The sequence below is a fragment of the Actinomadura formosensis genome (assembly GCF_050948385.1).
Taxonomy (GTDB): Bacteria; Actinomycetota; Actinomycetes; order Streptosporangiales; family Streptosporangiaceae; genus Spirillospora; species Spirillospora formosensis.
The window spans coordinates 5,381,021-5,406,201 of sequence record NZ_CP192011.1 but is presented as its reverse complement, the minus strand read 5'-3'; the positions used below and the strand labels follow the sequence as shown (position 1 = coordinate 5,406,201).

Genomic DNA, 25,181 nt, shown 5'->3' with positions numbered 1-25,181 from the left:
TGGTCATGGACGCGGTGGCGGAACTGCGGGCGGCCGAGCGCGCCTACCAGGAGCGCGGCGACGAGCACGCCCTCGAACGCGCCCGGGCCCTGGTCGAGGGCGAACTCGGCGGCGAACCGTACGCCGCCGAGTTCCGGCTGTGGCTGCTGCTCCTGCGCTATGACCGCCACGGGGACGACCGGGACCTGGACGAGGTCGTCCGCGCCGGCGCCGGCCGGCTCGGGGTCGCCGCGGCGCTGCGGCGGACGGCACGCGACGGCGACGTCACGCATCTCGACAGGGCCATCGCGACGGAACCACCGGAGGTCTCCGGCCAGGGATTCCTCTGGCAGACCGGGGAATGGCAGGCCCTCGACCTGGGCCGCGCGCACCTTGAGCGCTACCGGCTCACCGGCTCCGAAGACGACCTCTCCGACGCCGAACGCATCGCGCGCACGGCTTCGGGAACCGCCGGCGACCCGTTCGTCCGGGCGGCCTGCCTCGCGCTGCTCGCCGCCTGCGAACAGGAGATCTACCTGCTGGGCGGCGGGCGGCCGATGCTCGACCGGGCCATCCGCGGCTACGAGGACGCACTCGGCCTCCTCGCCCCCGGCGCCCTTCCCCGGCCGATGATCCTGACCGAGCTGGGCACGACCCTCCAGGACCGCTTCACCGAGGACGAGGACCCGGCGGACATCGAGCGCGCCGTCGCGCTCGCCGACGAGGCGGCCCGGACCGTCCCGCACGGCCCGGACGCGGCGTGCCACCTGGTCAACCTGGGGACCGCGCTGCAGGTCCGGTACGAATACCACGGTGATCCGCGCGATCTCGACCGGGCGCTGCGGTGCTGGCGCGACGCGCTGGACGCGCTGCCCGCCGGGTCGCCGTACCGGCCGGCGTTCCTCGACCGGCTGGCGCTCGGCCACGTCACCCGCGCCGAGTCCGGCGACCGCGCGGAGGACGATCTCGACATCGCGATCGAGCTGGGCCGGACGGCGGTGCGCGAGGGGGCGGGCGCGAACGACGCCGCGGTGTACGCCAACCACCTCTCCGACGCGCTGGAGGAGCGCTGGGAGGTGCACCGCGACCCCGCGGACCTGCACGAGGCGGTCCGGGTCCTCGGCGAGGTGGTGGACGAGCGGGGCGCCAGGGCCCCCGCACTGATCGCCAACCTCGCCCAGGTGCTGCTGTCCCGTTTCCAGGTGCTCGGGGACCCGGCCGACATCGACCGCGCGATCGAGTGGCTCGGCCGGCTCGCCCGGCGGACGCTGCCGCCCGGCCACCGCACGGGGATCGAGGCGTCGCTGGCCCGCGCCCTGTCCATGCGCTACCAGATGCTCGGCCGGCCCGCCGACCTCGCCGCCGCGATCGCCGCCGCGCGCCGGGGCCTCGCCGGGGTCCACCCGCGCTCGATGCCGTGGAGTTCGCGGGTCACCCGGCTGGCCCAGCTCCTGCACATGCGCTACCGGCGGGACGGGCGGCGCCGCGACCTCGACCGTGCGATCGGCCTGATGCGGGAGGTGGTCGAGGTCGCCGCCGGGCAGGACCAGGAGATCGCGTCCGACCAGCTCACCCACCTGGCGGTGTTCCTGATGGAACGGTACGAGCACGACGGGGACCCGGCCGCCCACGAGGAGGCCGTCGCGCTCGCGGGCAGGGCCGTGGACCTGGACCACCGGGACCATGCGCCGCACCTGATGTCGAACGCCGCGGCCGCGATCCACGACCGGTTCGTCCTGGACGGGAGTTTCGATGATCTGGACGCCGCGATCGAGCGGCACCGTGAGGCGGCGAATGCGGAACTCCCCACCGTGCTCGGCTACCCGAAACTCCTCAGCAACCTGGGCCTCGCCCTCCAGGACAGGTACCTCTACCGCGACGACCACGCCGCCCTGGACGAGGCGGTCGACGTCCACGAACGGGCGGTCGCGGCCTCCCCGGAGCAGGCACCCGACCGGCCCGGCCTGATGAGCACGCTCGCGGCGGCGCTCCTGCTCCGCTACGAGCGCGACACCCGCCCGGCCGACCTCGACCGGGTCATCGACCTCTACGAACGGGGCCTCGCGATGCTCGGCCCGTCCGCCCCCGAGCGGACCTCCCTGCTCGGCAGCCTCGCCGCCGCGCTCCGGCTGCGCGCCCGCGCGGGCGGCGACCGGGCGGAGTTCGGCCGGTCGGTGGAGCTGCTCCGGTCCGCGCTGCGCCGGACGCGCCCGGCGCAGCCGATCAGGCCCGGCCTGCTGCTCGACTACGCGGAGGCGCTCGCCGAACGCCACGACCGCTTCCCCGGCGGCGACCGGGCCGCGGTTCTGCGCGCCCTGCGGAACGCGGTGGAGGCGAGCGAGGGGGCCGCCGTCCTCCGGCTGGAGGCGGCCCGCGCACTGGGCACCTGGGCGCTGGAGCACCGGCTGTGGCAGCCGGCCGCCGACGCCTTCCGCCTCGCCGACCGGGCGCGGCGGGCCCTGTTCGTCGCGCAACGCGCACACGACCACGGGGACGCCTGGCTGAAACAGGGGGAGGACCTCAACGCCGCCGAGGCGTACGCGCGGGTCCGGCTGGGCGCCCTGCGCGACGCGGTCGCCGCCCTGGACGGGGGCCGCGCGCTCCGGCTGTCGGCCACCCTCGACGGCCGGATGGTGGCCGACCGGCTGCGCGCCGGCGGCCACCACGACCTCGCCGACCGCTACGAACGCGCCGCCGACCGCATGCGGCGGGAGAACGCCCTCGCCCGCCCCGCCGGGTGAAGACCGTCCGGCCTCGGCCAGCGCCGGCCCCCGCATCCGGCGTCCTCCGGCCGTGTTACGACGTTCTTCGGGCCTCGGCCAGGCACGACCGCCGCCACCGCTTCAGCGTGAACCGGACATCGGCCGAGAGCCCGGCCCCCGAAAGCCGCTCGGAGATCCCGGCCGCGACCGCGCCCGGATCGGAGCGCCATAGCGTGAGGGCGTGCTCGGCGATGGCGTGCAGCCGCGGGTCGCCGCCGCCGGCGGCGGCGTAGGCGTCCAGGACCGGCCGCCATTCGCCCAGGTAGGCCAGCCCCGCCAGCCGTCCGAGCCGCACGCTCGGATGCGGGTCCGGCACGTCGGAGCCGCGCAGCAGCGCCGCCGTCTCCCCGGCGGACGCCCGGTCCCCGCGACGCGCGGCGAGCCGCCCGAGGTATCCGGCGGCGGCCAGCGTGCCCCCGAGATCGGTCTCGGTGATCCGGCCGAGCCTGCCCGCGGTGAAGGCGAACTCGGTGAGCCCGAAGCCGGGACGCCGCAGCAGGGTGTGGGCGAAGGGCAGCGCCTCACCGGCACCCGCTGACGCGGCGGCCAGCACATAGGGGCCGGCGTCCGGGGAGTCGGGGGCGGGCCGCGCCGCCAGGAACCGCTTTCGGGCCTCCCGGCCCATCCGGTGCCCGGGGCCCGGCGACGCGTCCAGCACGAAGGAGGTCGCGCTCAACCCGAACACCGCCAGCGCCGGGCCTTCACCGTCTTCGAGCAGCAGCCGTTCCAGGTCGGCCGGTGTCCCCTTCGCCCGGCCGAACACGTCCGACCACGGCCAGCACCGGCGTTCGGGCACGTCGTCGCGTGCGAGCGCGCGGCCGGCCCGCAGCGCGAGCCGCACGCCCCGGGCACGGTCGACGGCGAAGACGGCGTCCACGAGCGCCGACAGCGCCTCCACCCGGCCGGCGGTGTGCAGCGCGGTGGAGGACGCCAGCGCGGCCGCCCCGTCGAGCGTGGCCGTGGAGACGTGCGCGGGCTCGACGACCGCCGCGGCGGCGGCCAGCAGCCGGTAGGCGGGTGCGGCCGCGGGCACCGCCGCCACCAGCGCCTCGGCCGCCGCCGGTTCGGTCCGCAGCAGCCGGTGGGCGGCGGCGGCCGCCACCGGCTCCCGTCCCCGCGCGAACCGTTCCAGCAGCTCGGAGGTGCCGTACGGGCCGGTCAGGACGTCCCGGGCCTCGGACGGCATGGCCGCGGTGGTCTCGTCCAGCCGGTCGGCGACCGCGCCGGCGATGTCGATCCGGAAGCGGTGGCCCAGCAGCAGATCCCCGCGCCCCGCCTCGGCCAGTTCCGCGACGAGCCGGCGACGCTCCTCCATCAGCCCGTCCTGGACGGCGGCCGTCGCGGCGGCCGTGAGATCGTCCCAGCTCCCGGCCAGCCGGTCGGCGCAGGCCGCCGTCCACCGCGCGCTCAGCGCCTCGGTCGGATCGGCGCGCAGGAGCCGGAACGCCTCCATGCCCGCCCTGGTCACCGGCCACGGGCGTGCCGGGCCGATCAGCTCCGCGATGCGGGGGAGCAGGCCGGTGAGCCCGGCCCGTCCCGCCGACTCCAGGGCCGCCGCCTGCACCCGGGCGTCGTCGTCACGGGCGAGGATCGCGCGGGCGGCTTCCCGCAGGTCGCCGCGGCCGGCCTCCATCCGAGCCAGGGCGGACAGGGCGGTGATGCGGGCCTCGGGCACCGCGCCGGAATCGCGGGCGACCTCCCCGAACAGGTCGCGGGCCAGCGCTCCGCCGTATCCGGCCAGGGCCGCCACCGCGCCCTGCCGCACATGGTCCGGCATCCCGGGCCCGGTGAGCAGCTCCCGCGCCTGGGCGGCGAACCGGGCGGCGGCGTCCGCCGGGACGCGACGGGCCGCCGCGAGGAAGTCCGCGCCCAGGCCCAGATCGAAGTCCAGGGCGGCCTTCAGCAACGCCTCCGCGAGATCCGCGTCGGCGTCCGGCATGGCCAGGAGCATCCGGCACGCCCCATGCCACGCGCTGTCGGACACCAGGGGGGCGAGCGGCCGGGACGCGGCCCGCGGGTGCGTGTTCAGCCGGCGCGCCGCGCAGTAGTCGCGCACCAGCCGCGAGGCGAAGACCAGGCCGTTGTCGTCCCAGCCGAGCAAACCGTCCTCCAGAAGCTCGGGCACGATCCCGGAATCGGCGGCGCCGAGCACGGCGGGCAGGTCCTCGTCGGGCAGCGGATGGCCCCCGCGCTCGATCGACTCGCCCGCGAGCATGCCGAGCACGGTCTCCTTGTCGGGGTAGGGGTGGCCCGGCGGTGTGCGGCGCCTCCCTCCGGCCTTGTCCCGCAGGTAATCGCCGACGAGGTCGGTGAGTCCCGCCTCCGTGAGCCGGGACGGCAGCCGGGCCGCGTCGACGAGGTGGACCATGGAGAGCAGGCGCAGCAGCGTCCGCGCGGACCCGGGCTCCTCGCCGTCGATCCGGCTGGTCAGGCTCTCGGCGAGGTCATGGGGATCGGACACGCCACGGCGGTGCAGGACCCCGGCGAGGTGGCTCCGGAACCGGGACGGGTCCGGAGGCAGCAGGGTGTGCACCTCGAATCCCGGCAGGCCGTCCGGCCTGCCGGAGAGGTCGCGGGGACGCGCCGTCCCGACGACGGCGGCACGCGGCGTGCCGGCCGCCAGCCCCCGCATCCAGCTCAGCATCTCCTCCCGGTGCTCCTGGCCGGGCAGCTCCTCCAAGCCGTACACGAGGACACAGAGGACGCCGAGCCGCAGCAGCGCCGGGAGATGGCCGGCCCACTCCCCGGGCAGCATCTTGTCCCGGCACCACGCGTCCCGGAGCCGGTCCTCGTCATCGACGGCGTCACGGGCCCGCACCATGAGCGGAACCCGGACCGGCCCTGGTTCGCGCTTCGCGATGGCCTGGGCGAGCTGAAGGCGGCGTTCGTCAAGGACGGTGGTCTTGCCGCTGCCGGGCCCGCCCAGCAGCACCACGTGCGGGACGCGCGCCAGCATGGGCAACGCCCAGACCGGCGAAGACCCGGCCCCGGTCACCGTCTCCAGCGGAAAGTACGTCCTCTCCCGCGCCTGGGCGGCGATCGTCTCCGCCGGCCCGCGGAACGCCGTCCTGGCGACGCCCTGAGCGAACCCCGAGGCCAGCCGCTCCAGCCCGGCATCGCGGCGGCCGCGCCGATCGGACTCCGCGACGAGGCCGGCCACCACCTCCACCGCCGGCGGCCGCCCGTGATCCGCGCTCTCCAGCAGCCGGACGGCGGCCTCGCGGAGAAGGGACTCCGGCCAGAACCGGTACGGGGCGTCCCGGTGCCACTCCTCGGTGGCGGCGCCGGCGGCGGCCACCGAGGCGGCGACCGCCCCGCGCCCGTGGGCCTCGTCCGCCCATTTCAAGGTCCGGTTGGCGGAGATCACCATGTGCACGAGGTAGTCGTGCCACCATTGCGGGCCGTCGTCCCACCGGTAGCTCCGCATCGACTGGACGCGCACCGCCCAGAGCATCCGGAAGGGGAACGCGAGGCCGGGCGCCGTCCGGGAGAGGACGCCGAGCATCACCTTCTCCACGCCCGCCACGGCGCCGGCGGCCCGGCCCGCCAGCGCGAGCAGCCGCTGGAGCGTGAGCAGGTCGCCGAAGCCCAGGCGTTCGCCGAGCACGTCGCGCAGCAGCATCAGCTCCAGCCACGTGTGGTCGGCCGCGAGCGGCAGGTCCCTGGCGGTCTTGGCGTAGTCGATGAGGCACGGCTGGTCGCCGGACACCATGATGTTGCGCGGATTGAGGTCGCCGTGCGCCAGCGTCCGCGGCCGGTTCGGCGCCTCGGCCGTCAGCATCGCCGCCAGCCGGGCGAACGGGAGGAAGGTGCGCTCGCCGGCCACGGTGATCTGGTCGTCCTCCACGGCGGCGCCCGGGAGCCGCCTGCGGATCAGCTCCAGGCGGGACGAGGCGAACCGGCCGACGATCCGGCCGTGGATCTGGTGCTCCCGCGATGGGTCGAGCCCGCGCAGGTCCGGCACCCCGTCGCGCGATTCGATCCGCACGTTGAGGTGCCCCCGGCGGGCCCGCAGCGCCGTCCCGTCCCGCCGCACGGGCACCGAGCCCAGGTAGACGAACTCGCGGGGGGACGCCTCGTCCGGTGTGAGCAGTGCCCGCATGAGGTCATCGCTCGTCGGGCGCAGGTCCGCGAGCTCCTCGTCGGTGGGCGTGCCCGCGACGAGGCGCGGACCGTCCATGCCGTCGACCCGAAGGGTGAGCCAGTCGCCCAGCGTCCCCGCCAGCGGGCGCAGGGATGAACGCTCCTCGTAACGGTCGGCCTGCCCGTACAGAACGCTCTGCGCCTTCTCACCGAAGTCGGCGATGAGCTTGAGAAGAAGGTCCGCCGCCTCCCCGCCTTCCCGGCAGGCGTCCACGGCCAGCTTCTCCAGCGACCTGAGCGGCCTGCCGGGGGTCGCGGCGAAATCCCCGGCGTGCCCGTACACGACGGCCTCGCGCCGGCCGGGGTCGGCCGGGGCTTCGGCATCACGCACCGCGGGCGAGGCGTTCACGATCGGGGCGCACAGGGCGTTCTCGAAACGGAGATGATCGCGAAACGCCCGCCACTCCGTCCGCATCTCCTCCAGCGGGCCGAGTTTGACGACGTACCGCTGGACCAGCGTGCCCCACTTTGCGGTGATCTCGAAGACATCGGCGCCGTGCCTGCCGCCGGCGAGCGGCTCGCCGATGGTGATGTGGTCCGGTGCCTCGGCCCACTGCCGTTCGCCCGGTACCGACGCGATGTCTTCGAGCGCCTCCCGCGCCTCTTCCCAGTCCCCTTCGACCACCGTCATGACGAACCCCTTCCGGCGATGGTGTTCCAGGGACTTGGCGGGTATCCGGCCCGGCTCCGGACACGACGGGACGGGCAGGCGTCCCGGCCGCCCCGGCGGGCCGGCATGTTCCGGAATGCTATGCAGACGCGTCCCCCCCGATTCGGCCCCGGAACCGCCGCGACCGGAAACGGTCAGCATCCCGGTTTCCCGGGATGCCGCGTCCGCCGCCCGCGAGTGACCATGATCGCCACGCGCTCCCCTCGGTGAGGAGCGCGTTGGCCCCTGTCATGACCTCGGGTGGGGTTTGACGGCCTGGACGATGGCCGAGTGCAGACCTCCGCCAGCGTCCGCGGCGGGGGTGACGGCGGGGTCGGTGAATCCGGCGGTGAGCAGCAGGTGGCGGTATTCGGCTGCGGTGAGGGTGCCGTTGGTGCAGCCGACGCGCTTCTCGGCTTCGGCGCGCTGGGCGGGGTCCAAGCCGTCGTCGGCGATGACGTCGCTGATGCCCAGCCGTCCGCCGGGGCGCAGGACGCGGCAGGCTTCGGCCAGGACGCGGGCCTTGTCGAGGGACAGGTTGATGACGCAGTTGGAGATCACCACGTCCACGGCCTCGTCCGGCAGGGGGATGTCCTCGATGTGGCCGGCCAGGAACTCCGCGTTCGTCACCCCGGCTTGGGCGGCGTGGGCGCGGGCGAGGACGACCATGTCCTCGCTGGCGTCCAGGCCGTAGGCCGTCCCGGTGGGCCCGACACGGCGGGCCGACAGCAGGACGTCCAGCCCGCCGCCGGAACCCAGGTCGAGCACGGTCTCGCCGTCGCGCAGGTCGGCGACGGCGAGCGGGTTGCCGCAGCCGAGGCTGGCCCGCAGTGCGCCCGCGGGTGCTCGGTCGCCGCCGGTGTAGGCGGCGGCGCCGAAGCAGCCGTCGGATTCGTCGCCGTCACAGTCGACGGGGGTGCCGCCCCGCTGGGCGAGGCGGGCCAGGCCGGAGTAGCGGTCGATGACCGCTTCGCGCCGCGGGTGGAGGTTTTCGGGCAGGTCAGCGGTGCCGGTCATGGTCAGGACTCCTCCGGGCGGGTGGGGGCGGCCGGCGCGGGGCGGCCCATGACGACGTCGGCGGCGGTCGGGAAGCAGGACACGCAGGTGGCGTTGATCCGGTAGAGGTTGGCGGTGCCGCGTGGTTCGGCCAGCACGAAGCCGACCTCGGCCAGCACCTTCAGGTGCGCCGAGACGGTGGACTGGCCGACCTCGACCTCTTCCACGATCTCTCCGACCGTCATGGGCCGGCCCTGCCGGGCCAGCAGGGAGACGATCTGGATGCGGGTGGCGTCGGCCAGTGCCTTGAACCAGGACGCGTACTCGGCGGCGGTGGCCCGGTCGAGCGGACCCTTCTCCCCATTCATCGTCCATCGACGATAAACGATGAATAGGGCCGGACGGAAGAACGCGGGGGTACCGAAATGTCGGCGGCGCGAGAACGGTGTTGCGTGCCGGAGCGGACGGGGCCGGCCCGCCCCGGCACACGACCACGCTCGCCTTGGGGCCGACCGGGCCGCCGCGACTGAGGCAGGTCAGGTGGCAGGCGGGCCCGAACGCCGGCTCCACCACTGCGCCGCCATCCTCGGCCTCCGCACCCTGACCAGCCTCGGACTCACCGCCACACCGGCTGGACGCTCCCACCGATCACGCCCTGATCATGGCCGAGGGACCCCGCCGGGCTCCTTCTCCCAAGATCCTCACACCAAGGCATTTAGAGCGTTCCTAGGGGTGGTCGCGTCTCCAGGGGCTTCGCATCGTGTAGAGGAGCGCCGCCACGGCGATGCCCGCACCTATCGGGGCGCCACTGCCGGGGATGAAAGCGACGAGCCCGGCCACCAAGACGGCGATGATGATCACTGTTGTGTGCAGCAGCACACGCATCGGAATGAACACGCCAGGCCGCTGTGGCTCGATCGGCTTCTGGTCGGCAGCGGCAGTGCGTTGCTCCTGGTCTGGTGGCGGGTTCACGGCCACGTCACCATTAGGGCGAGTGTCTTCGCTGGGCGTTCGTTGTACGCTCATGGGCGGGACTCTCAGACATTCTGTCGCATGGGATGGGTGAGGGTAGCCGTTACGGCGGCCTCTTGCTGACCACAAGAGGCCGCCTCGGCGGTTGTGGGCTACAACGGCTGCGGATCTGCATGGGTGGATCGTTCACAGAAGATCCGTAAGAGCCGGAATGCGATGTCACTGCGCTGGCTCAGCAGGAACCTCTCGAACTCCTCCGCGGGCAGCACGGCCACTTGCGCAGACGTTATCGCGTTGGCGGTGGCCGAGCGAGGTTTGCGTCCGATTGCTGAAGCTGCTCCCAGCAGGGAGCCAGGACCCCGGACGTGTGTGAGTTGGTCATCGTCACCCGAGCCGACCTCTACTTCCCTGAGAGAACGATCATTACCGTGGTGTCTTCTTCGCCCTGCCGGAACAGCGGCGTCCGAGCTGGCCAGCACCTTCGCCGTGCTCGTTTCAGCAGGTCGGCGCGTTCGGTCCTGGAGAACATGTGTGAGGAATCAGGGAGATCAACAAGAAGTTGATCATTGGCTGCTGGCATACGTGCCATAGCTGGCCTCCTCTTGCAGCCGTCCCAGCAGTGTGGGGAGATCCAAAAGATCTTTCGGGCGGCGCAGGCGCATCTTGTAGGCCAGCACATCCTGCAATCGGGCAAACCGCAGGCCGGCGAAAATGTCGGCGTCGTCAATGAGTTCATCGGCTTGGCGGGCCCCGGGGATCCACTGCTGGGAGAACTGGAGCCGTCCGCCCCACAACGAGACGATCATGTGGCCGCTGTAGCGTCCTCGTCCGTGATGCCCAAGGTCGTGAACACGGTCCCAGCCTCGGTTCCGGGCCACGACATCCAGATCGCTGACGCTATGGCGTAGACCGTGGGCCAAGAGCGGCCCACTGCCGAAGATGACATAGTCGTTGGGGTCAAGGTGCATGGCGGTGAGCCGCCTGATCAGCGGATGCTCCAGCAGTCCGCTAGGCGAGCCTCTGTAATGGGTCACTCTGCCGTCGCCCTTCGAGCGGAGGCGGTCCGATCGCCTGTAGCGATCTTGCGGAGAAACGGGACGTCCTGGACGATGACCCGGCGGCGCCCAGTGCGAACAAGGTTGCCGTCTCGGAAGATCTTCATGATCTTCTTCACTGACTCCACCGACAGGCCGGAGACCTGCGAAAGCTCTTCATGGTCGAGTTCCAGCAGCACGCCGGCGTCAGTGTGATCGCCCAGTCCGCTCTCGATGAGTTCCTGAAGCGCCAGGGCCAGGCGCGGCTCGGCGGCGAGTTCCGTATGAGCCAGCCGCTCATCGGCTTCGCCCAAGCGCCTGGTCAGCATGTAGTTCAAGGCGTCGAGGACCCGAGGGTTGTCGTCGACGAAGTTGTTCCACTGGTTGGCTGATAGATGCAGGACCTCGACGTCGCGGATGGACAGGACGTTCGCCGAACGCGGCGAGCCGTACCGTGCTGAGGACTCGCCGACGGGCTGGAGGCCGTTGCGGATCCCGATGAGCCGTTCGGGCGCGCCCTTCGTCACTTTCAGATGCCCCTTGAGAGGCACAAGCACGAAGTTGGTCCATTCGCCCTCCTTGAAGAACAGGTGTTTGGGAGGACGCTGGAGGATCTGGCCCTCCTTCTTCAAGATGGCCAGTTGCTCCTCGGTGAAGATGGGCTCCCCAGGCTTGTACCGCTCTGCTGCCATGTTCCAGAAGGTATAATTACCACTAGGGAAGCGCAAGAGCTACCCACAAGAATATGTCTTAGGGGCTAGATCTTTCGGGATAGCCTCTGCTTGCAAGGTAGTCCTGGCGCTCCTGCTGCAGGTCCTAACTGCCTCTCACGGGTGTCCCTGCCCGCCCGCAGTGAAGGACCGGGCCGCCCTCTTCGGGCAGGGCTTCTCATAACGTGGCTGCCGACACCCGGCGCTGACCACGACCAGACGAACTCGACCTGATAGGGCAGGGAGGACGCCGAGCCGGCGTGGCTGCGCAGAGAGGTTGCCGGGCCGAAGCAAGAGCGGAAGATCCCGCGCAAGGCGGCCGCGTATCTCGCGAAAGAGACGCGCTGGTGAGCCGCTTGTACTTCGTCGAGGACCACGCCCGCGCCTTCGGCGTCAAGCGGCTGTGCCGGATCCTGAAGGTTCCGCGTTCGGGGTTCTGCTGGTGGCATCGTCGGCTGGCACCAGCCGCGGCGCCGGTGCACTACCGGACCCACCCGTCGACTTCGGCGGTACTCGACCTGCTGCGCCGTGATTTATCGGTCGGTGCGGCCGATGAGCGTTGGTGCGGTGATGGTTACCTATCCGCTGGCCGCGGGCAGACGGATGTTCTCGGCCACCGATGACGGCTGTCCACGATTGCTCGTGGCCGTCGGGTCGCCGGGGCCGGGTGCTGGGGAGCCGGCTGAACACCGTGTGACGAGGGCGACCGTCAGCCGGCGTCGTCGAGGACTTCGCGCAGCTTGCGCGCGAAGGCTTCGGGCTGCCCGGCATAGCCGTGCTCGCCCCCCCCGGAAGCCGCCGTGGTGGCTCGGGAAGATCGTCGGCCGCCGGCCGAGCAGCGCGGCCGTCGCCACCGAGGTGCGTCCGGTGAAGACGTCCAGGGACTCTTCGCCCACCGCGATCACGACCCGCGTCCGTGCCGCGGTGAGCGCGGCGACGTCGGGCCGGTAGCCGCTGACCGCCCAGGACCGGTCGGACAGAAGCGGGTCGTCCCGGGTGCCGTCGTCGTCGGTCGGCATCCCGAACATGGCGGGATCCGGTGCGGGCCGGGCGAAGTAGCCGCCGGTGAATTCGCCGCGCCGCGCCACGAGGTCATCATGTTGACTTCCTCCCCCGCCTAAAGGCGGGGGATTCCAGCGGTCACCCGCTGGGTTTCCTGCTTCGTTGCCGACCGCCCCGTCCGGGAGGACTCCCGTTGAGGTCTGACACCGGCTCCACAGGCCGACACCGCCAGCCCGGCGGCCAGAACATTCTTCGCGGCGTTGACGTCCCGGTCATGCCGGGCCCCGCACCCGCCGCAGGTCCATACCCTCACGTTGAGGGGCAACTGCTCGGTGACGGTCCAGCAGTTCGAGCAGGTCTTGGTGGAGGGGAACCACCGGTCGATCACGACCAGCTCGCGGCCGTACCAGGCGGCCTTGTACTCCAGCATCGTCCGCAGGTCCCGCCACGCCGCATCCGAGATCGCGCGGGCCAGCGAGTGGTTTTTGACCATGCCCGCGACGTTCAGGTCCTCGATCACGACCACTTGGTTCTCGTGGACGAGCCGAGTCGACAGCTTGTGCAGAAAATCGCGGCGCCGGTCGGTGATGCGGGCGTGGATCCGCGCCACCCTGCGGCGGGCCCTGCCCCGGTTGGCCGACCCTTCGGCCTTGCGCGCCAGGTCCCGCTGCGCCCTGGCCAGGCGCTCGCGGTCACGGCGCTCGTGCCGGGGGTTGGTGATCTTCTCCCCGGTGGACAGGGTCACCAGGCAGGTGATCCCGACGTCCAGGCCGACCGCCGCCTCCGTGGCGGGAGCCGGAGTGACGATGTCCTGGACCAGGATCGAGACGAACCAGCGGCCCGCGCTGTCGCAGGACACCGTCACCGTCGTGGGCTCGGCACCTTCTGGAAGAGGACGCGACCAGCGGATGTCCAGGGGCCCGGTCGTCTTGGCCAGCGTGAGCCGCCCGTCGCGCCAGGTGAAGGCGCTGCGGGTGTACTCGGCCGATGCGCGAGACCTCTTCTTGGACTTAAAGCGCGGGTATTTCGCGCGCTCGGCGAAGAAGTTCGCAAACGCCGTCTGCAGGTGACGAAGCGCCTGCTGAAGCGGGACAGAGGACACCTCGGCCAAAAAGGCCAGCTCCTCGGTCTTCTTCCACTCGGTGAGCGCGGCCGACGACTGCACGTAGGAGATCCGGCGCCGCTGGCCGTACCAGGCCCGCGTTCGTTCCTCCAGCGCCTTGTTGTAGACCAGGCGCACGCAGCCGAACGTGCGCGACAGCTCCGCCGCCTGCTCGTCCGTGGGGTAAAAGCGGTACTTGAACGCCCGCTTGACCTGCCGCGCCATGCCTCACATCCTATCCGTTCCCCTGTGAGCAGCAGGCGCCGGCCGGTGGCCGGCAGACACCGGATCGCCCTGGCGGCGATCCCGCTTTCCCCGCCCTGCTCCGCAGAAGTCCGTTTCCTCCCCGGCCTGAAGACCGGGGCATCCACGGAGGCATCCAGATGAAGGCCGCCATGCCCGCGCCCGAGCCTTTAGTCAGGTGCTGCGGCCGAGGCCGCGCGGGTCATAGGTGACCACGGTGCGGTCGGGGAAGTGCGACGCCAACGTGCCGAAGCCGCCGGCGTCCATGGGCTGGCCGATCATGACCAGCGGCGGGCGTCCATCGGCGGTCGGCAGCGGACCGTGGACGTCGTAGGCGAGGTCGGCCCCGGGAGTCTCGAGTAGGTGCGTAGTCATGACCATGTCGACCTCCTCCGCGCCGAAAACTCATCGGGACGGACGGGTGAGCCCTCCCGAACGGTGGGCGATCCGGGACCCGGCCCGCCGCTACCTGGGAGATCACCGTGAATTCGTGCGGTCCGACTCCTTGACACCCCTCGGGTGTCAATGGATTAATGGGCCGAGCTTTAGACCATTTAGGAAGGGTGAGCCCATGACGGGTGTGCTCTCCGGCCAGGACACGGCGCGGATCGACGACGCCATCGCCGAGCAGGCGGAGGAGGCGTTCGTCTTCCTTGAGCGACTGGTCGCCGCGCCGAGCACCCTGGGGCGGGAGGCGGCGGCGCAGACCGTGATCGCGGAAGAACTCACCGGCCTCGGCTTCGAGGTGCGGCGGGTGGAGATCCCGGAGGCGATCGCGGACGACCCGCTGGCGGGCATCCCCCAACTGCCCTACCGGGACCGATACGACGTCTACGGCACGCTCGGGGGCGGCACCGACACCCCCGGGCTCCTGCTGAACGGGCACATCGACGTGGTGCCCGCCGAGGACGGGGAACTGTGGTCCTCCCCGCCGTTCGTCCCCACCCGGCGCGACGGGTGGCTCTACGGACGCGGCGCGGCCGACATGAAGTGCGGTTTCGCCATGGCGGTCCTGGCCCTGCGCGGACTGCGGGCGGCCGGTGTCGACCTCGCGCGCCCGCTGGGGTTCCTGAGCGTGGTCGAGGAGGAATGCACCGGCCACGGCACCCTCGCCGCCGGCCGGGCCGGCATCCTCGGCGACAACGTCCTGCTGATGGAGCCCACCAACCTGGACATCCTGCTGGGCGGCAGCGGCGTGCTGTGGGTCGACATCGAGGTGACCTCGGGCGGCGGCCACGCCGAGCGAGCCGACCGCTCCAGCAATCCCGTGCTCCTCCTCAACCGGGTCCTGGAGCGGTTGCGCGGTTTCGAGCGCACGCTCAACGAGCACTGCGACCCGGTGTTCGCCGGGATCGACCACCCCTACAACGTGAACATCGGCCGGATGTCCTCGGGCGACTGGACCTCCAGCGTGCCCGCCCGGGCGCGGGCCTCGGTCCGGATCGGCTTTCCCCGGTCCTGGTCACCGGCCCGCGCCGAGCGCGAGGTCCGGGAGGCGATCGCCCGGGAGGCGGCGGCCGACCCCGTGCTCGCGGTGCATCCCCCGGCGGTGCGCGCCTCCGGTTTCCGCGCGGAGGGCTACGCCCTGGACCCGGACCACCCGCTGGTCGAGGCGGTGGCGGCGGCGCACCGGGACGCCCACGGCGCCACCCCGGGGACCTACGTGGTGGGCTCCACCACCGATGCGCGGTTCTACCTCAACCAGTTCGCCCGCCCCGCGCTGTGCTACGGCCCGAGGGTGCGCAACATGCACGGAGTCGACGAGGCCGTGGAACTCGCGAGCATCGTGACCGGAGCACGCACCCTCGCCCGGGTGATCCCCGCACTGCTGGCCGAATCCGGTTCTCCTGCCCCCGAGTACGAGGAGATTCTGTGACCGACCACCCTCCCGCCGGTGAGGACACCGCCCCCGCCATGCCCACCGGCACCCCCGACCTGTTCGCCGAGATATTCGCCGAAGACGAATCGCCGGATCTGCACCCGCTGTTCCAGCCGCTGCAGATGCCGTCCGCCGGGGAGCTGATCGCCGACCGGCTGGTCACCGCGATCGCGCTGGGCGGTTTCGTGCCGGGGCAGCGGCTGCCGAGCGAACGGGATCTGGCCGCCATGCTGGAGGTCAGCCGCTCCTCGGTGCGGGAGGCGATCCAGCGGCTCGGCGCCGAGGGCTATGTGACGGTCCGGCGGGGACGTACCGGGGGCGTCTTCGTCACCACGTCCTGGGGCCCGAACTCCGCCGAGAAGATCCGCAGGACGCTGCTGCCGACCTGGAAGGCGATGGAGCAGGTACTGGACTGCCGGGCCTGCACCGAGGAGATGATCGCCGGCATGGCGGCCCGCCGCCGCACCGACGACGACGTCACCGCCATCCAGGACGCGCTGGAGGCGTACCGTGCCGCCGACGACGACCGGGAGGCGTCCCGGGCCGCCGACGAGGCGTTCCACCTGGCCGTGGTACGCGCCACCCACAACGTGTACCTGGTCAAGCTGAGCCAGCGGCTACGGCATGTGGTCAACCTCGGTTTCCGGAGCGAACCGTACAGCCGGGAACTGCGCCGGACGGCGCTGCACCAGCACGCCTCGCTGGCCGAGGCGATCATCGGCGGGCGGGACGGGGAGGCCGGGGCCATCGCCGCCGGACACTTCACCCTGACCACCGAATCCACCCTGCGCGACCTGGTCGCGCGGATCCGTGAGGACGGGCAGGCCCCGGAAGGAGAGACCACCCCGCCCGCCCCCGACCACGACTGACAACCAGTCGATCCCCACAGAGAGAGGAAGCCTCGTGCCCATCGCGGCGGTCAACGACATCCAGATCAATTACCGGCTCGAAGGCGATGGCCCGGAGACGATCGTCCTCGTCAACGGCCTGGCCGACGACCTGAACACCTGGGACTACCAGGTGCCCGCCTTCCTTGAGGCCGGTTACCGCGTCCTGCGCTTCGACAACCGCGGTGTGGGGGAGACCGGCAAGCCGGAAGGCCCCTACACCAGCCGGATGCTCGCCGACGACGCCAAGGCGCTGGTGGACCATCTCGGCATCACCGACTTCCACCTCATGGGCACCTCCATGGGAGGCATGATCTCCCAGGAGTACGCCATCAACTACGGGAGCGACCTGCGTTCCCTGGTGCTGTCCTGCACCTACGCCGCCCCGGGCCCGTTCTGCTCCCGGCTGTTCACGGTCTGGGCCGAGCTGGCGCCCACCCAGGGCGTCCCCTTCATCATGCGCGAGGTGACGCTCTGGGCCTTCACCCAGGACTTCTTCGAGACCCGCGGCGCCGATCTCGCGGCCTTCGAGGACGAGATGGCCGCCATGCCCTGGCCGGTGGAGGCATACCTGTCCCAGCTCAACGTCATCCGCGAGCACGACACCACCGACCGGCTGTCCCAGATCACCGTCCCCACCCTGGTCCAGGCCGGTGAGGAGGACATCCTCATCCCGGTCAGGCTCTCCCGCAGGCTGCACCAGGCCATCCCGGACGCGGAGTGGGCCACCACCCGAGGCGGACACGCCTGCCTCTGGGAGCACCCCGACCACTTCAACACGACTCTTCTCGAATTCTGGGCCAGACACCGCCGCGCCACCTCACCGGCCGGCTGAAAGCAAGGAGCACCACGTTGCCGCAGCACAGCACCCCCGGTGACAACGGGAGCAATGGGACCGCGCTCGGAAAACTCGGCCTTCTGGGCGTGATGATGCCCGGCCTCGCCCAGGTCGGGCCCTTCTTCAACATCCTCTTCAGCACGGTCCTCGTGGCCGGCCTGGTCGGCGTCTCGACCCCCCTGGTCTACCTCATCGCCATGTTCGGGATCGGCGCCACGGCCAACAGCTTCGCACAGTTCTCCCACAAGTACCCGAGTTCCGGATCATTCGTGACCTTCATCACCAGGGCCCTGGGCGCCCCGGTCGGTGTGGTGACGGGCGTGGTGGCGATGCTCGGCTACATCATCGCCTTCGGCGGCATCTACGCCTTCGTCGGCGACTACATACGCCAGAACCTGCTCGGTGACGTCCACTTCACCGGGGCCACCGCACTGATCACCATCGTGTACGGCGTCCTGGTGCTCCTTCCGGCCATCCTCGGTCTCTCGTTCGGCATGCGCACCACCATCGCCCTCTACGTGGTGGAGATCGTGGTGCTGGCCATCTTCGTGATCGGCGTCCTGGTCCAGGGCGGCAAGGACGGCCTCAGCCTCCTTCCCCTCACCCTGCACGGAGTCGCCGATCCCAAGAGCCTCGCGCTGGCGCTGTCCCTCACCGTGCTCGCCTACGGCGGCTTCGAGGCCGCGGCACCGTTCGCCGAGGAGACCGCGAACCCTCGCCGCAACGTGCCGATCGCCCTGCTCGCCAACGTCGCGATCAGCGGGCTCATCTACGTCCTCGGCTCCTACGCCCTGGTGCTCGCGTTCGGCGTGGACCACATGGACACGATGACCAAGGACCCCAACCCGTTCGTGACCGCGGGCCACGCCTTCGTCCCCTTCGTGGCGGTCGCCGTCAGCTGGGTGTTCATGTCCAGCATCACCAGCTCCTACATCGCCGCCAACCTGGAGACCTCCCGGGTCATCGCGGCCGGCGCGCGCGGGGGCCTGTGGTGGGGCGGCCTGTCCCGGCTGCACCCGAAGTTCGGCACGCCCTGGGTGGCGGTCGTCGGCTTCGTGGTGCCGAGCGTGGCGATCGGCGCGCTGTCCACGCTGTTCACCGACCCGGGCACGGCGGCCGGCTTCCTCGGCACCTACGGCACCATCGGCTTCCTGCTGATGTACGTGGTGACCAACGTCGCGCTGGCCGTCGAGTGGTTCAAGGACCGCCGTGCCGGGGAACACGGACACGTCTTCTCCCGGCTGATCTCGCCGATCGTCGGAGCCCTGGTGCTGATCATCCCCTTCTGGGGCGACTTCCAGCCGGGTCAGGCCGCGCCCTACAGCTACCTGCCCGTACTGACGGTCCTGCTGATTCTCGCCGGGTTCGTCTACATGTGGGTGCTGCGCAGCCGCAAGCCCCACGTCATGGCTCGGGCGGCCGCCCTCCTCAGTGGAGAGGAGCCCGACGAGAAACCGGCCGCGGTCATCGACTGACCCGGCCGGCCCGCCGGCACGGCACCGGAGGATCGTTGCGATCCTCCGGTGCCGTGATTGATCAACGCCCTGCCTTGGAGCCGTGTTCGGCCGGGAGGCCGGACGGGGCCGCCGGGCCGGACCCGGGGCGGGCGGACCGCAGGGTGACGGCGGCCAGCACCGCACCGGCCAGGGCGATGAGGCCGGCGCCGAGGAAGGCGGCGGAGAAGCCGTCGGTGAGCGCGGGCAGATTCCCCGGCTCGTCGGCGCCCTGTACTGCGGCGATGGCGGTCATCGCGGCCAGGCCCAGCGCCGAACCGACCTGGTAGCTGGTGTTGACGATGCCGGAGGCCAGGCCGCCCTCCTCGGGACGGGCGGAGGAGATGGCCGTCCCCAGGGAGGGGATGAAGGCCAGTGACATGCCCAGCGCCGCCACCAGCGAGGCGGGCAGGACGTCGACCTGGAAGTTCCCGTCGGGCCGGACGAACGACAGCCAGCCCATGCCCGCCGCCAGCACCACCAGTCCGGCCACGGTCATCGCCTTGGGGCCGAACCGGCCGATGGCGCGCGGGGCCAGGGCGACCATCCCGATCATGATCAGCACGGTCATCGGCAGCAGCGCCGCACCCGAGGGGAAGGCGCTGTAGCCCAGCACCTGCTGCAAGTACAGGTTCAGGAAGAACCACATCGGGATCCACGCGCCGCCCAGCAGCAACTGGGCGAGGTTGGCCGCGCCCAGGTTGGGCGTACGGAAGATCGACAGCGGCATCAGCGGTTCACGGCGGGCCGCCTGGAACCCCAGGAACACCGCCAGCAGCATCAGACCGGCGGCCATCACTCCCCACGTCCGGGCCGAGGCCCAGCCGACCTCCGGGGCGCGGACGATCGCGTAGACCACGCCGCCCAGGCCGAGGGTGACGGTCAGCGCGCCCAGCACGTCCACGGAGCCGCGTGCCCCGGCGCCGCCGGCGGGCATCAGCACCGGCGCGGCGACCAGCGCCAGGACGGCGATCGGGATGTTGAGGTAGAAGATCCACGGCCAGGACACGTACTCGGTGATGACGCCGCCCAGGAAGACGCCCGCGGTGCCTCCGGCGGGGGCCGCCGCCCCGTAGAGGGCCAGGGCCCTGGTGAGTTCGCGCGGGTTGGCGCCGAACAGCATCATCAGCAGGGTCAGGGCCGAGGGCGCGATGAGCGCCGCGCCCACCCCTTGCACAGCGCGGCCGGTCAGCTCGACCGCCACGTTTCCGGCGGCTCCGGCCACGGCCGAGCCCACCAGCAGGATGAGCCAGCCGGCGCCGAACAGCCGGCGGGCGCCGAACAGGTCGGACAGGCGGCCGCCGAGCAGCAGCAGACCGCCGAAGGCGACGACATAGGCGTTGAAGACCCAGGACAGGTCCCCCTGGGAGAACCCGAGGTCTTCCTGGATCCGGGGAAGCGCCACCCCGATGATCGAGGTGTCCATGATCACCATGAACTGCGCCAGGGCTATCAGCGCCAGCGCCCACCAGCGGCGGGCGGCGGGTGCCGCGGACGAAACAGACATGATCACTCCTACCCCTGGGGGGTATCGACTGCCGAGGAATGTACCCCTAGGGGGTATCAATTGCCAAGCCCTCGGCATCGACGCGATGCGCCAGGGGCGGGTGTCGCGGTGGAGTCTGCTTTGGCGTGGGCCATCCGGAGTAGCCGCGACCGGGGGAGGAGGGCGGCTGCTACCTGCACATGCTGCGACGCGAGGTGCGGCTATACCCCGTACGGGTAAGCGCCCTCACTGTGAGGACCGGTGCGCGCCGCAGCCGGCGGCTGGCAGGCGGGGCACCGCGATGCTTGGATCGGCGGGCTCCCGCACGGCGGCGCCTGTGCGGTTGTGACGGTGGTGCCGCCACTGGTGGCCTGCGATGGTGCGGCGTGGCGTCTCTGACGCCGGACGGCCGGCGGGCCGGCGTACCGGCCAAGGCGATGTCGGTACGCCGGCCCGCTCACCCGTCCACGACCTTGGTGCCGCTGTTGAGCCGCCGGTCAGGCGCGGCCCCTGAGCATGCCGTGCCAGTAGAGGGCGGGCAGTCCGTAACGTTTGAGGTACCACATGTCGCGACGCTCCTTCTTCAGGTTGATGAAGGGGATGGAAGGAGCGAGAGCGAGGTCGTAGTCGAATTCGGCGAGGAGCATCTTGTCGCGTGCCGTGACGAGCGGGCAGGAGGTGTAGCCGTCGTAGCCACCGGTGGGGGAGTGGCCCGCCATGCCGGCGATGAGGTTCCTGACGACGACGGGGGCCTGTTTGCGGACGGCCGCGCCTGTCTTGGACGTCGGCAGGTTGGCGACGTCGCCGAGGGCGTGGATGTTCGGGTAACGCGGGTGGACGAGGGCGTGGCGGTCGACCTCGACGTAGCCGTGGGGGCTGGCCGGGTCGGCGAGGGAGCTCGTTTTCACCCAGTCCGGGGCGCTTTGCGGCGGGGTGGCGTGGAGAAGGTCATAGGAGATCGTTTCCTTGCCGCCCGTGATGTGGTCGGCGAGTGTCAGTTCGCGGCGCTCGGGGTCGAGGGACAGGAGTTCCGTCTGGAGGCGGGTCTCGATGCCGTATCGGGCGGCGACCTTCTCCAGTTCGCGGGCGTAGGTCTCGACCTTGAACATCGTCGGCTCGGCAAGGGCGAGGACGATGCGGATGTCGTTCAGCCTGCCCTCCCGCCGCCAGTAGTCGGCGGCCAGATAGGCGATCTTCTGCGGGGCGCCGCCGCACTTGATCGGGCCGGCGGGGTGGGTGAACACGGCCGTGCCGGACCTGAGGTTCCGGATGAAATCCCAGGTCTTCGGGGCGTACTCCGGGGAGTAGTTGCTGGATACGCCGTCGCGGCCGACCGATTCGGCGAGGCCGGGGACGGCGGCCCAGTCGAGCTGGAGACCGGGGGCCAGCACCAGGTGCTCGTAGCGGAGTTCGGTGCCGCTCGCGGTGGTGATCGTCCGGGCGTCGGGGTCGACGGCGGTCGCGGCGTCGCGGATCCACTCCACGCCGGGCGGGATGACGGACCGCTCGGACCTGCGGGAGAGCTCGACGGTTGCCTGGCCGCCGCCGGCCAGGGTCCACAGCGGCTGGTACCAGTGGGTGTCGGAGGGGTCCAGGATCGTGATGCCGCTGACGCCCTTGCGGCGCAGCCTGGCGGCGACGGTGATCCCGGCGGTGCCCCCGCCGATGATCAGAACATGGTGGTGGTTCGAGGTGGTGGACATGGATTACTTCCCCCGAAGTAGGGGCGCGCCCTGCCTGGGATAGGTCCCATGCAGGGCGCGCCGGGCTGGATCAGGCTTCGGCCGGGGCGTAGGCCGCGGCCCAGGCGTTGTAGCCGCCGAGCAGGTCGGCGACCTCGGTGCGGCCGGCTCGGCGCAGCAGGCTCGCGGCGACCGAAGAGCGGGCGCCGCCGGCGCAGTGGACGACGACCCGCCGGTCGGCCGGGACCTCGTCCAGCCGCCCGGGCAGCTGGGCCAGCGGGATGTTGACCGCCCCCTCGATCTTGCCGTTCGCCAGCTCGCCGGCGTTGCGGACGTCGATCAGCAGCGGCGGCTCGGCGCCGTCGAGCTCCTCGCGCAGGTCGGTGAAGGTGATCCGCTCGGCCTGGGAGATCTGCTCGGGTGCCTGGGTGAAGGCGTCCTCGGGGTCGGCCAGGTAGCCGGCGGCCGTGTCCAGGCCGATCCGGGCGAGGCGGACGATGGACTCCTCCTCGCGCCCCTCGGGGGCGACCACGATGATCTCCTGCCCGGGCTCGATGACCATGCCGGCCTGCTCGGCGAACCGGCCGTCGGCGGGGATGTTGATCGAACCGGTGAGGTGGCCGGCGGCGAACTCCTGCGGGTCGCGGGCGTCGACGACGACCGCACCGGTGTCGCGGCGCGCGAGGACGTCGGTGAGGGACAGCTTCGTCAGGTGCGTCTCGATCTGCAGCAGCTCCCGCTCCCTGCGGTTGAGGAGCGCGTCGTAGACGAAGTACTTCGGGGCCGGGGGCTGGCCCTCGGTGACGATGTCGACGAATTCCTGCTCGCTCATGGGGAGGCAGGCGTAGTTGCTCAGCCGCTGCGCGCCGATGGTGGACTGCAGTTCGGTCGAGAGGTTCTTGCCGCAGGCCGAGCCGGCTCCGTGCGCGGGGAAGACCCGGGTCTGGTCCGGCAGGGCCATCAGCTTGTGCTGGACGGTGTCGTAGAGCATCTTGCCGAGTTCGTCGGCGGTGACGCCGATGGAGGCCAGCAGGTCCGGGCGGCCGACGTCGCCGATGAACAGGGCGTCCCCCGTCAGGACGCCGTAGGGCACGGTGTCGTCGGAGTGCTCGAAGAGGAGGACGCTGATCGACTCGGGGGTGTGGCCCGGGGTCTCCAGGATCTCCAGGGTGACGTCGCCGAGGCTGATGCGCTCGCGATCGTGCAGCTCCCGAATCGGGAACTCGGCCTCGGCCCGCGCGCCGTAGCCGATCCACGCCCCGGTGCGGGCGGCCAGTTCCAGGTGGCCGGAGAGGAAGTCGGCGTGGAAGTGGGTGTTGATGACGCCTTCGATCCGCAGGCCGTTGGCCGCGGCGTCGTCGAGGTATTCGGAGATGTCCCGGCGCGGGTCGACGATGACGGCGCGTCCGGTCTGCTTGTCGCCGATCAGATAGGAAGCCTGGGACAGGCACTCCAGGTAGTGCTGAGCGAAGTACATGCGGCTCTCCATTGCTCAGGTGTCCTTTCGTGGGGTACGGGGTCGGGAAGCGGCGGTCCCCACGCGGTGGACCGCCTGACGGTGAAGGTGGTCGCCCTGCTGCGGGCGACCGGCATCGGCGACCCGCCCAGCAGGGCCGAGGTCGGCATGACCGGGAATCCGCCGCCCACGCCGACCGGGCCGCCCGCCGCGCCCTCCAGGGACGGGTCTGCCGAGTCGGGCGCGCAGGCTCACGAGAATCAGGCTCGTGGAGGTGTCCAGCATCGACGGTCCTTTACCTCGGTACAGGGGCCACGGTCCTCAGGCCGCGGATCTGTGGTCCTCATGGGTCGATGGTATACCCCTGGGGGTATGTCTGGCACGGTAGGCGACGAGGGAGGATTTGGCAAATACTCCCCGGAGCCCTGGATCGTCGGCGCCCCCGGCCGAGGAGGCCGGGTCAGGGCCGATGCCGGGCAGTCGGGGTCCGCCTGCGGTCGTGCGGGCCGGCCGGTGGTCCCGGCGGCGCGGGCCACGGTCTCCGCGGCGACCACACCGGCTTCCGTGGCGGGACCCCTACCGCTCGCTCACTTCCGAATCGTGCGATGCCTTCCAGGCTCGGGATGCGACCCATTCGCCGACGTCTCGGCGGAATAGCAGGAGGACCCCGGCGCACAACGCCAGCAGAGGCACGGCCAGAAGGGGGTTCGGCAGGCCGTAATCAAAAGACAGAGACGCTATCAGGAGAAATGCAAAACAAAGAATTCCTCCCAACCCCTTCAGGAGTTGGACGGCGACCCACGCGCCCCGCCATGTGCCGTAGAGCATCATGGTGAACGGGAGCGTGACGAGCAACAATCCTGTCATCTGCTCATCACCGTCCATGGGAATAAAGGACGCCTGAAGTGATCCCACAAACAGTGCGGTCAACGCCACGCTCACGTTGACCGTCCAGGGGCGGGCGCGCGGTGCGGCGGGCAGTCCTGGCACGGCGAGGCCGGCTCGCTGGTAGACCGGCCAAATGGCGAGGGGGAACGCGGTCTTGACCCAGGCGGAGTACTTGACCAATTTGTGCACGTGCACCTCGGGATCGTCCTGGCCGAGAACGGTCAGATGCGGTGTCCAGTCGGCATCGAACCAGATGGCCGCTTGGATGTGACTGTGCGGTGGCTCTGTGAAACTGACCGGATCATCGGGATGGGGAGGCAGGCCCTTGGGGAAAAGGTCCCGTGTCGCGGCCCTGAACGACTCGTACTGCTCGGTGTCGCGAACGCTGATGAGCACGAGTTCCTCGGGACGATTCCTGGAGACCACCTGCTCCACCTCCCAACGGAGGCTTCGCCCAGGTCCGCAGGCCAGCAGGATGAGGCCGGCCCGATCCAGACCGGCCAGCACCTGGGCTTTCCAGTCCTCATCCGAGGCGTAGTGCCTGTTGGCGCCCACCTGCGGCAGGGTGTCGCTGGGCTTGCCGAGCGCCACCATCGTGCCGAACGGGGCCACGGCGAGAGCCAGTTGCTCTTCCTCGGTGTCCATCGTCGCCGCCCATGGACCTTTCGACGGACCTTCCTGAACGGCCGCGAACCCATCGTCGTCGGCGAACGCGCGCAAGAACAATACGATCTTTTCGCTGTCGGGGAGTGCGTCAAGAGGCTCCATGGCCTGCGTCCGGTTCCGCCGCCCCTGACGGCCCAACCAGCGTCCGCCGCCCAGCAGAACGGTCATCATCACCAGTTCGATGGCCGTTGCCGGCCAGCCTTGCCTCAACGCGGAGTTGGGGTTCCGTATGGCCGTATAGGCGACGCTGCCGCTGATCAAGCCGGCCGCCATGGCCGCCCAGCCGATGATCTGCAGCATGTATCCCCATAAAG

19 protein-coding genes are annotated in these 25,181 nt (G+C 71.1%); 5 read left to right on the top strand and 14 right to left on the bottom strand.

What is annotated here, in order from left to right; translation table 11 throughout:
- The first annotated feature begins 5 nt into the window (after positions 1–5).
- Positions 6–2,720, top strand: a complete 2,715-nt coding sequence (locus ACQP1N_RS25395; RefSeq protein ID WP_433227072.1) for a tetratricopeptide repeat protein — start codon at positions 6–8, stop codon at positions 2,718–2,720.
- 55 nt (positions 2,721–2,775) lie between these two features.
- On the opposite strand, the gene ACQP1N_RS25390 is transcribed toward ACQP1N_RS25395, so the two are convergent.
- The 10 genes from ACQP1N_RS25390 to ACQP1N_RS25345 all read right to left on the bottom strand — a co-directional run bounded on the left by ACQP1N_RS25390 (position 2,776) and on the right by ACQP1N_RS25345 (position 13,973).
- Entirely contained in the window at positions 2,776–7,515 is a 4,740-nt protein-coding gene (locus tag ACQP1N_RS25390) for a hypothetical protein (RefSeq protein WP_433227070.1), read from the bottom strand.
- 267 nt (positions 7,516–7,782) lie between these two features.
- Entirely contained in the window at positions 7,783–8,550 is a 768-nt protein-coding gene (locus ACQP1N_RS25385) for a methyltransferase domain-containing protein (protein ID WP_433227068.1), read from the bottom strand.
- A gap of 2 nt (positions 8,551–8,552) precedes the next feature.
- Positions 8,553–8,897, bottom strand: a complete 345-nt coding sequence (locus tag ACQP1N_RS25380) for an ArsR/SmtB family transcription factor (protein WP_433227066.1) — start codon at positions 8,895–8,897, stop codon at positions 8,553–8,555.
- Positions 8,898–9,255: 358 nt separating this feature from the next.
- On the bottom strand, positions 9,256–9,555 hold the full coding sequence (locus ACQP1N_RS25375) for a hypothetical protein (RefSeq protein WP_433227064.1): 300 nt from the start codon (positions 9,553–9,555) through the stop codon (positions 9,256–9,258).
- A 98-nt stretch (positions 9,556–9,653) separates the two neighbouring features.
- Positions 9,654–9,980, bottom strand: coding sequence for a cyclic nucleotide-binding domain-containing protein (locus ACQP1N_RS25370; protein ID WP_433227062.1), 327 nt, complete (start codon positions 9,978–9,980; stop codon positions 9,654–9,656).
- Between the two features lie 84 nt (positions 9,981–10,064).
- Positions 10,065–10,535, bottom strand: coding sequence for a hypothetical protein (locus ACQP1N_RS25365; protein WP_433227060.1), 471 nt, complete (start codon positions 10,533–10,535; stop codon positions 10,065–10,067).
- Entirely contained in the window at positions 10,532–11,227 is a 696-nt protein-coding gene (locus ACQP1N_RS25360) for a Crp/Fnr family transcriptional regulator (protein WP_433227058.1), read from the bottom strand. The genes ACQP1N_RS25365 and ACQP1N_RS25360 overlap by 4 nt, the downstream gene beginning before the upstream one ends.
- A 596-nt stretch (positions 11,228–11,823) precedes the next feature.
- Entirely contained in the window at positions 11,824–12,333 is a 510-nt protein-coding gene (locus tag ACQP1N_RS25355) for a hypothetical protein (RefSeq protein ID WP_433227056.1), read from the bottom strand.
- A 29-nt stretch (positions 12,334–12,362) separates the two neighbouring features.
- Positions 12,363–13,574, bottom strand: a complete 1,212-nt coding sequence (locus ACQP1N_RS25350; protein WP_067792305.1) for an RNA-guided endonuclease InsQ/TnpB family protein — start codon at positions 13,572–13,574, stop codon at positions 12,363–12,365.
- A gap of 192 nt (positions 13,575–13,766) precedes the next feature.
- Positions 13,767–13,973, bottom strand: a complete 207-nt coding sequence (locus ACQP1N_RS25345; RefSeq protein WP_067792308.1) for an alpha/beta fold hydrolase — start codon at positions 13,971–13,973, stop codon at positions 13,767–13,769.
- Positions 13,974–14,163: 190 nt separating this feature from the next.
- Here ACQP1N_RS25345 and ACQP1N_RS25340 point away from each other — a divergent pair, with 190 nt between their 5' ends.
- From ACQP1N_RS25340 to ACQP1N_RS25325, 4 genes are read left to right on the top strand one after another with little or no spacing between them, the layout of a single operon-like run.
- Positions 14,164–15,468, top strand: a complete 1,305-nt coding sequence (locus ACQP1N_RS25340) for an ArgE/DapE family deacylase (protein WP_433227054.1) — start codon at positions 14,164–14,166, stop codon at positions 15,466–15,468.
- Positions 15,465–16,340, top strand: a complete 876-nt coding sequence (locus ACQP1N_RS25335) for a FadR/GntR family transcriptional regulator (RefSeq protein ID WP_067792314.1) — start codon at positions 15,465–15,467, stop codon at positions 16,338–16,340. The genes ACQP1N_RS25340 and ACQP1N_RS25335 overlap by 4 nt, the downstream gene beginning before the upstream one ends.
- Positions 16,341–16,374: 34 nt before the next feature.
- On the top strand, positions 16,375–17,193 hold the full coding sequence (locus ACQP1N_RS25330; protein WP_433227051.1) for an alpha/beta fold hydrolase: 819 nt from the start codon (positions 16,375–16,377) through the stop codon (positions 17,191–17,193).
- A 17-nt stretch (positions 17,194–17,210) separates the two neighbouring features.
- Positions 17,211–18,671 (top strand): APC family permease, encoded by a 1,461-nt coding sequence (locus ACQP1N_RS25325; protein WP_067792320.1) that lies wholly within the window; start codon positions 17,211–17,213, stop codon positions 18,669–18,671.
- Between the two features lie 61 nt (positions 18,672–18,732).
- Here ACQP1N_RS25325 and ACQP1N_RS25320 read toward each other — a convergent pair whose 3' ends face one another.
- The 4 genes from ACQP1N_RS25320 to ACQP1N_RS25305 all read right to left on the bottom strand — a co-directional run bounded on the left by ACQP1N_RS25320 (position 18,733) and on the right by ACQP1N_RS25305 (position 25,167).
- Entirely contained in the window at positions 18,733–20,196 is a 1,464-nt protein-coding gene (locus ACQP1N_RS25320) for an MFS transporter (protein ID WP_433227049.1), read from the bottom strand.
- A 476-nt stretch (positions 20,197–20,672) separates the two neighbouring features.
- A complete protein-coding gene (locus tag ACQP1N_RS25315; RefSeq protein WP_433227047.1) occupies positions 20,673–21,878 on the bottom strand; it encodes an FAD-dependent oxidoreductase in 1,206 nt (401 codons plus the stop codon).
- A gap of 70 nt (positions 21,879–21,948) precedes the next feature.
- Positions 21,949–23,334, bottom strand: a complete 1,386-nt coding sequence (locus ACQP1N_RS25310; protein WP_067792444.1) for an MBL fold metallo-hydrolase — start codon at positions 23,332–23,334, stop codon at positions 21,949–21,951.
- Between the two features lie 555 nt (positions 23,335–23,889).
- Entirely contained in the window at positions 23,890–25,167 is a 1,278-nt protein-coding gene (locus ACQP1N_RS25305) for a hypothetical protein (protein WP_433227045.1), read from the bottom strand.
- Positions 25,168–25,181: the final 14 nt, after the last annotated feature.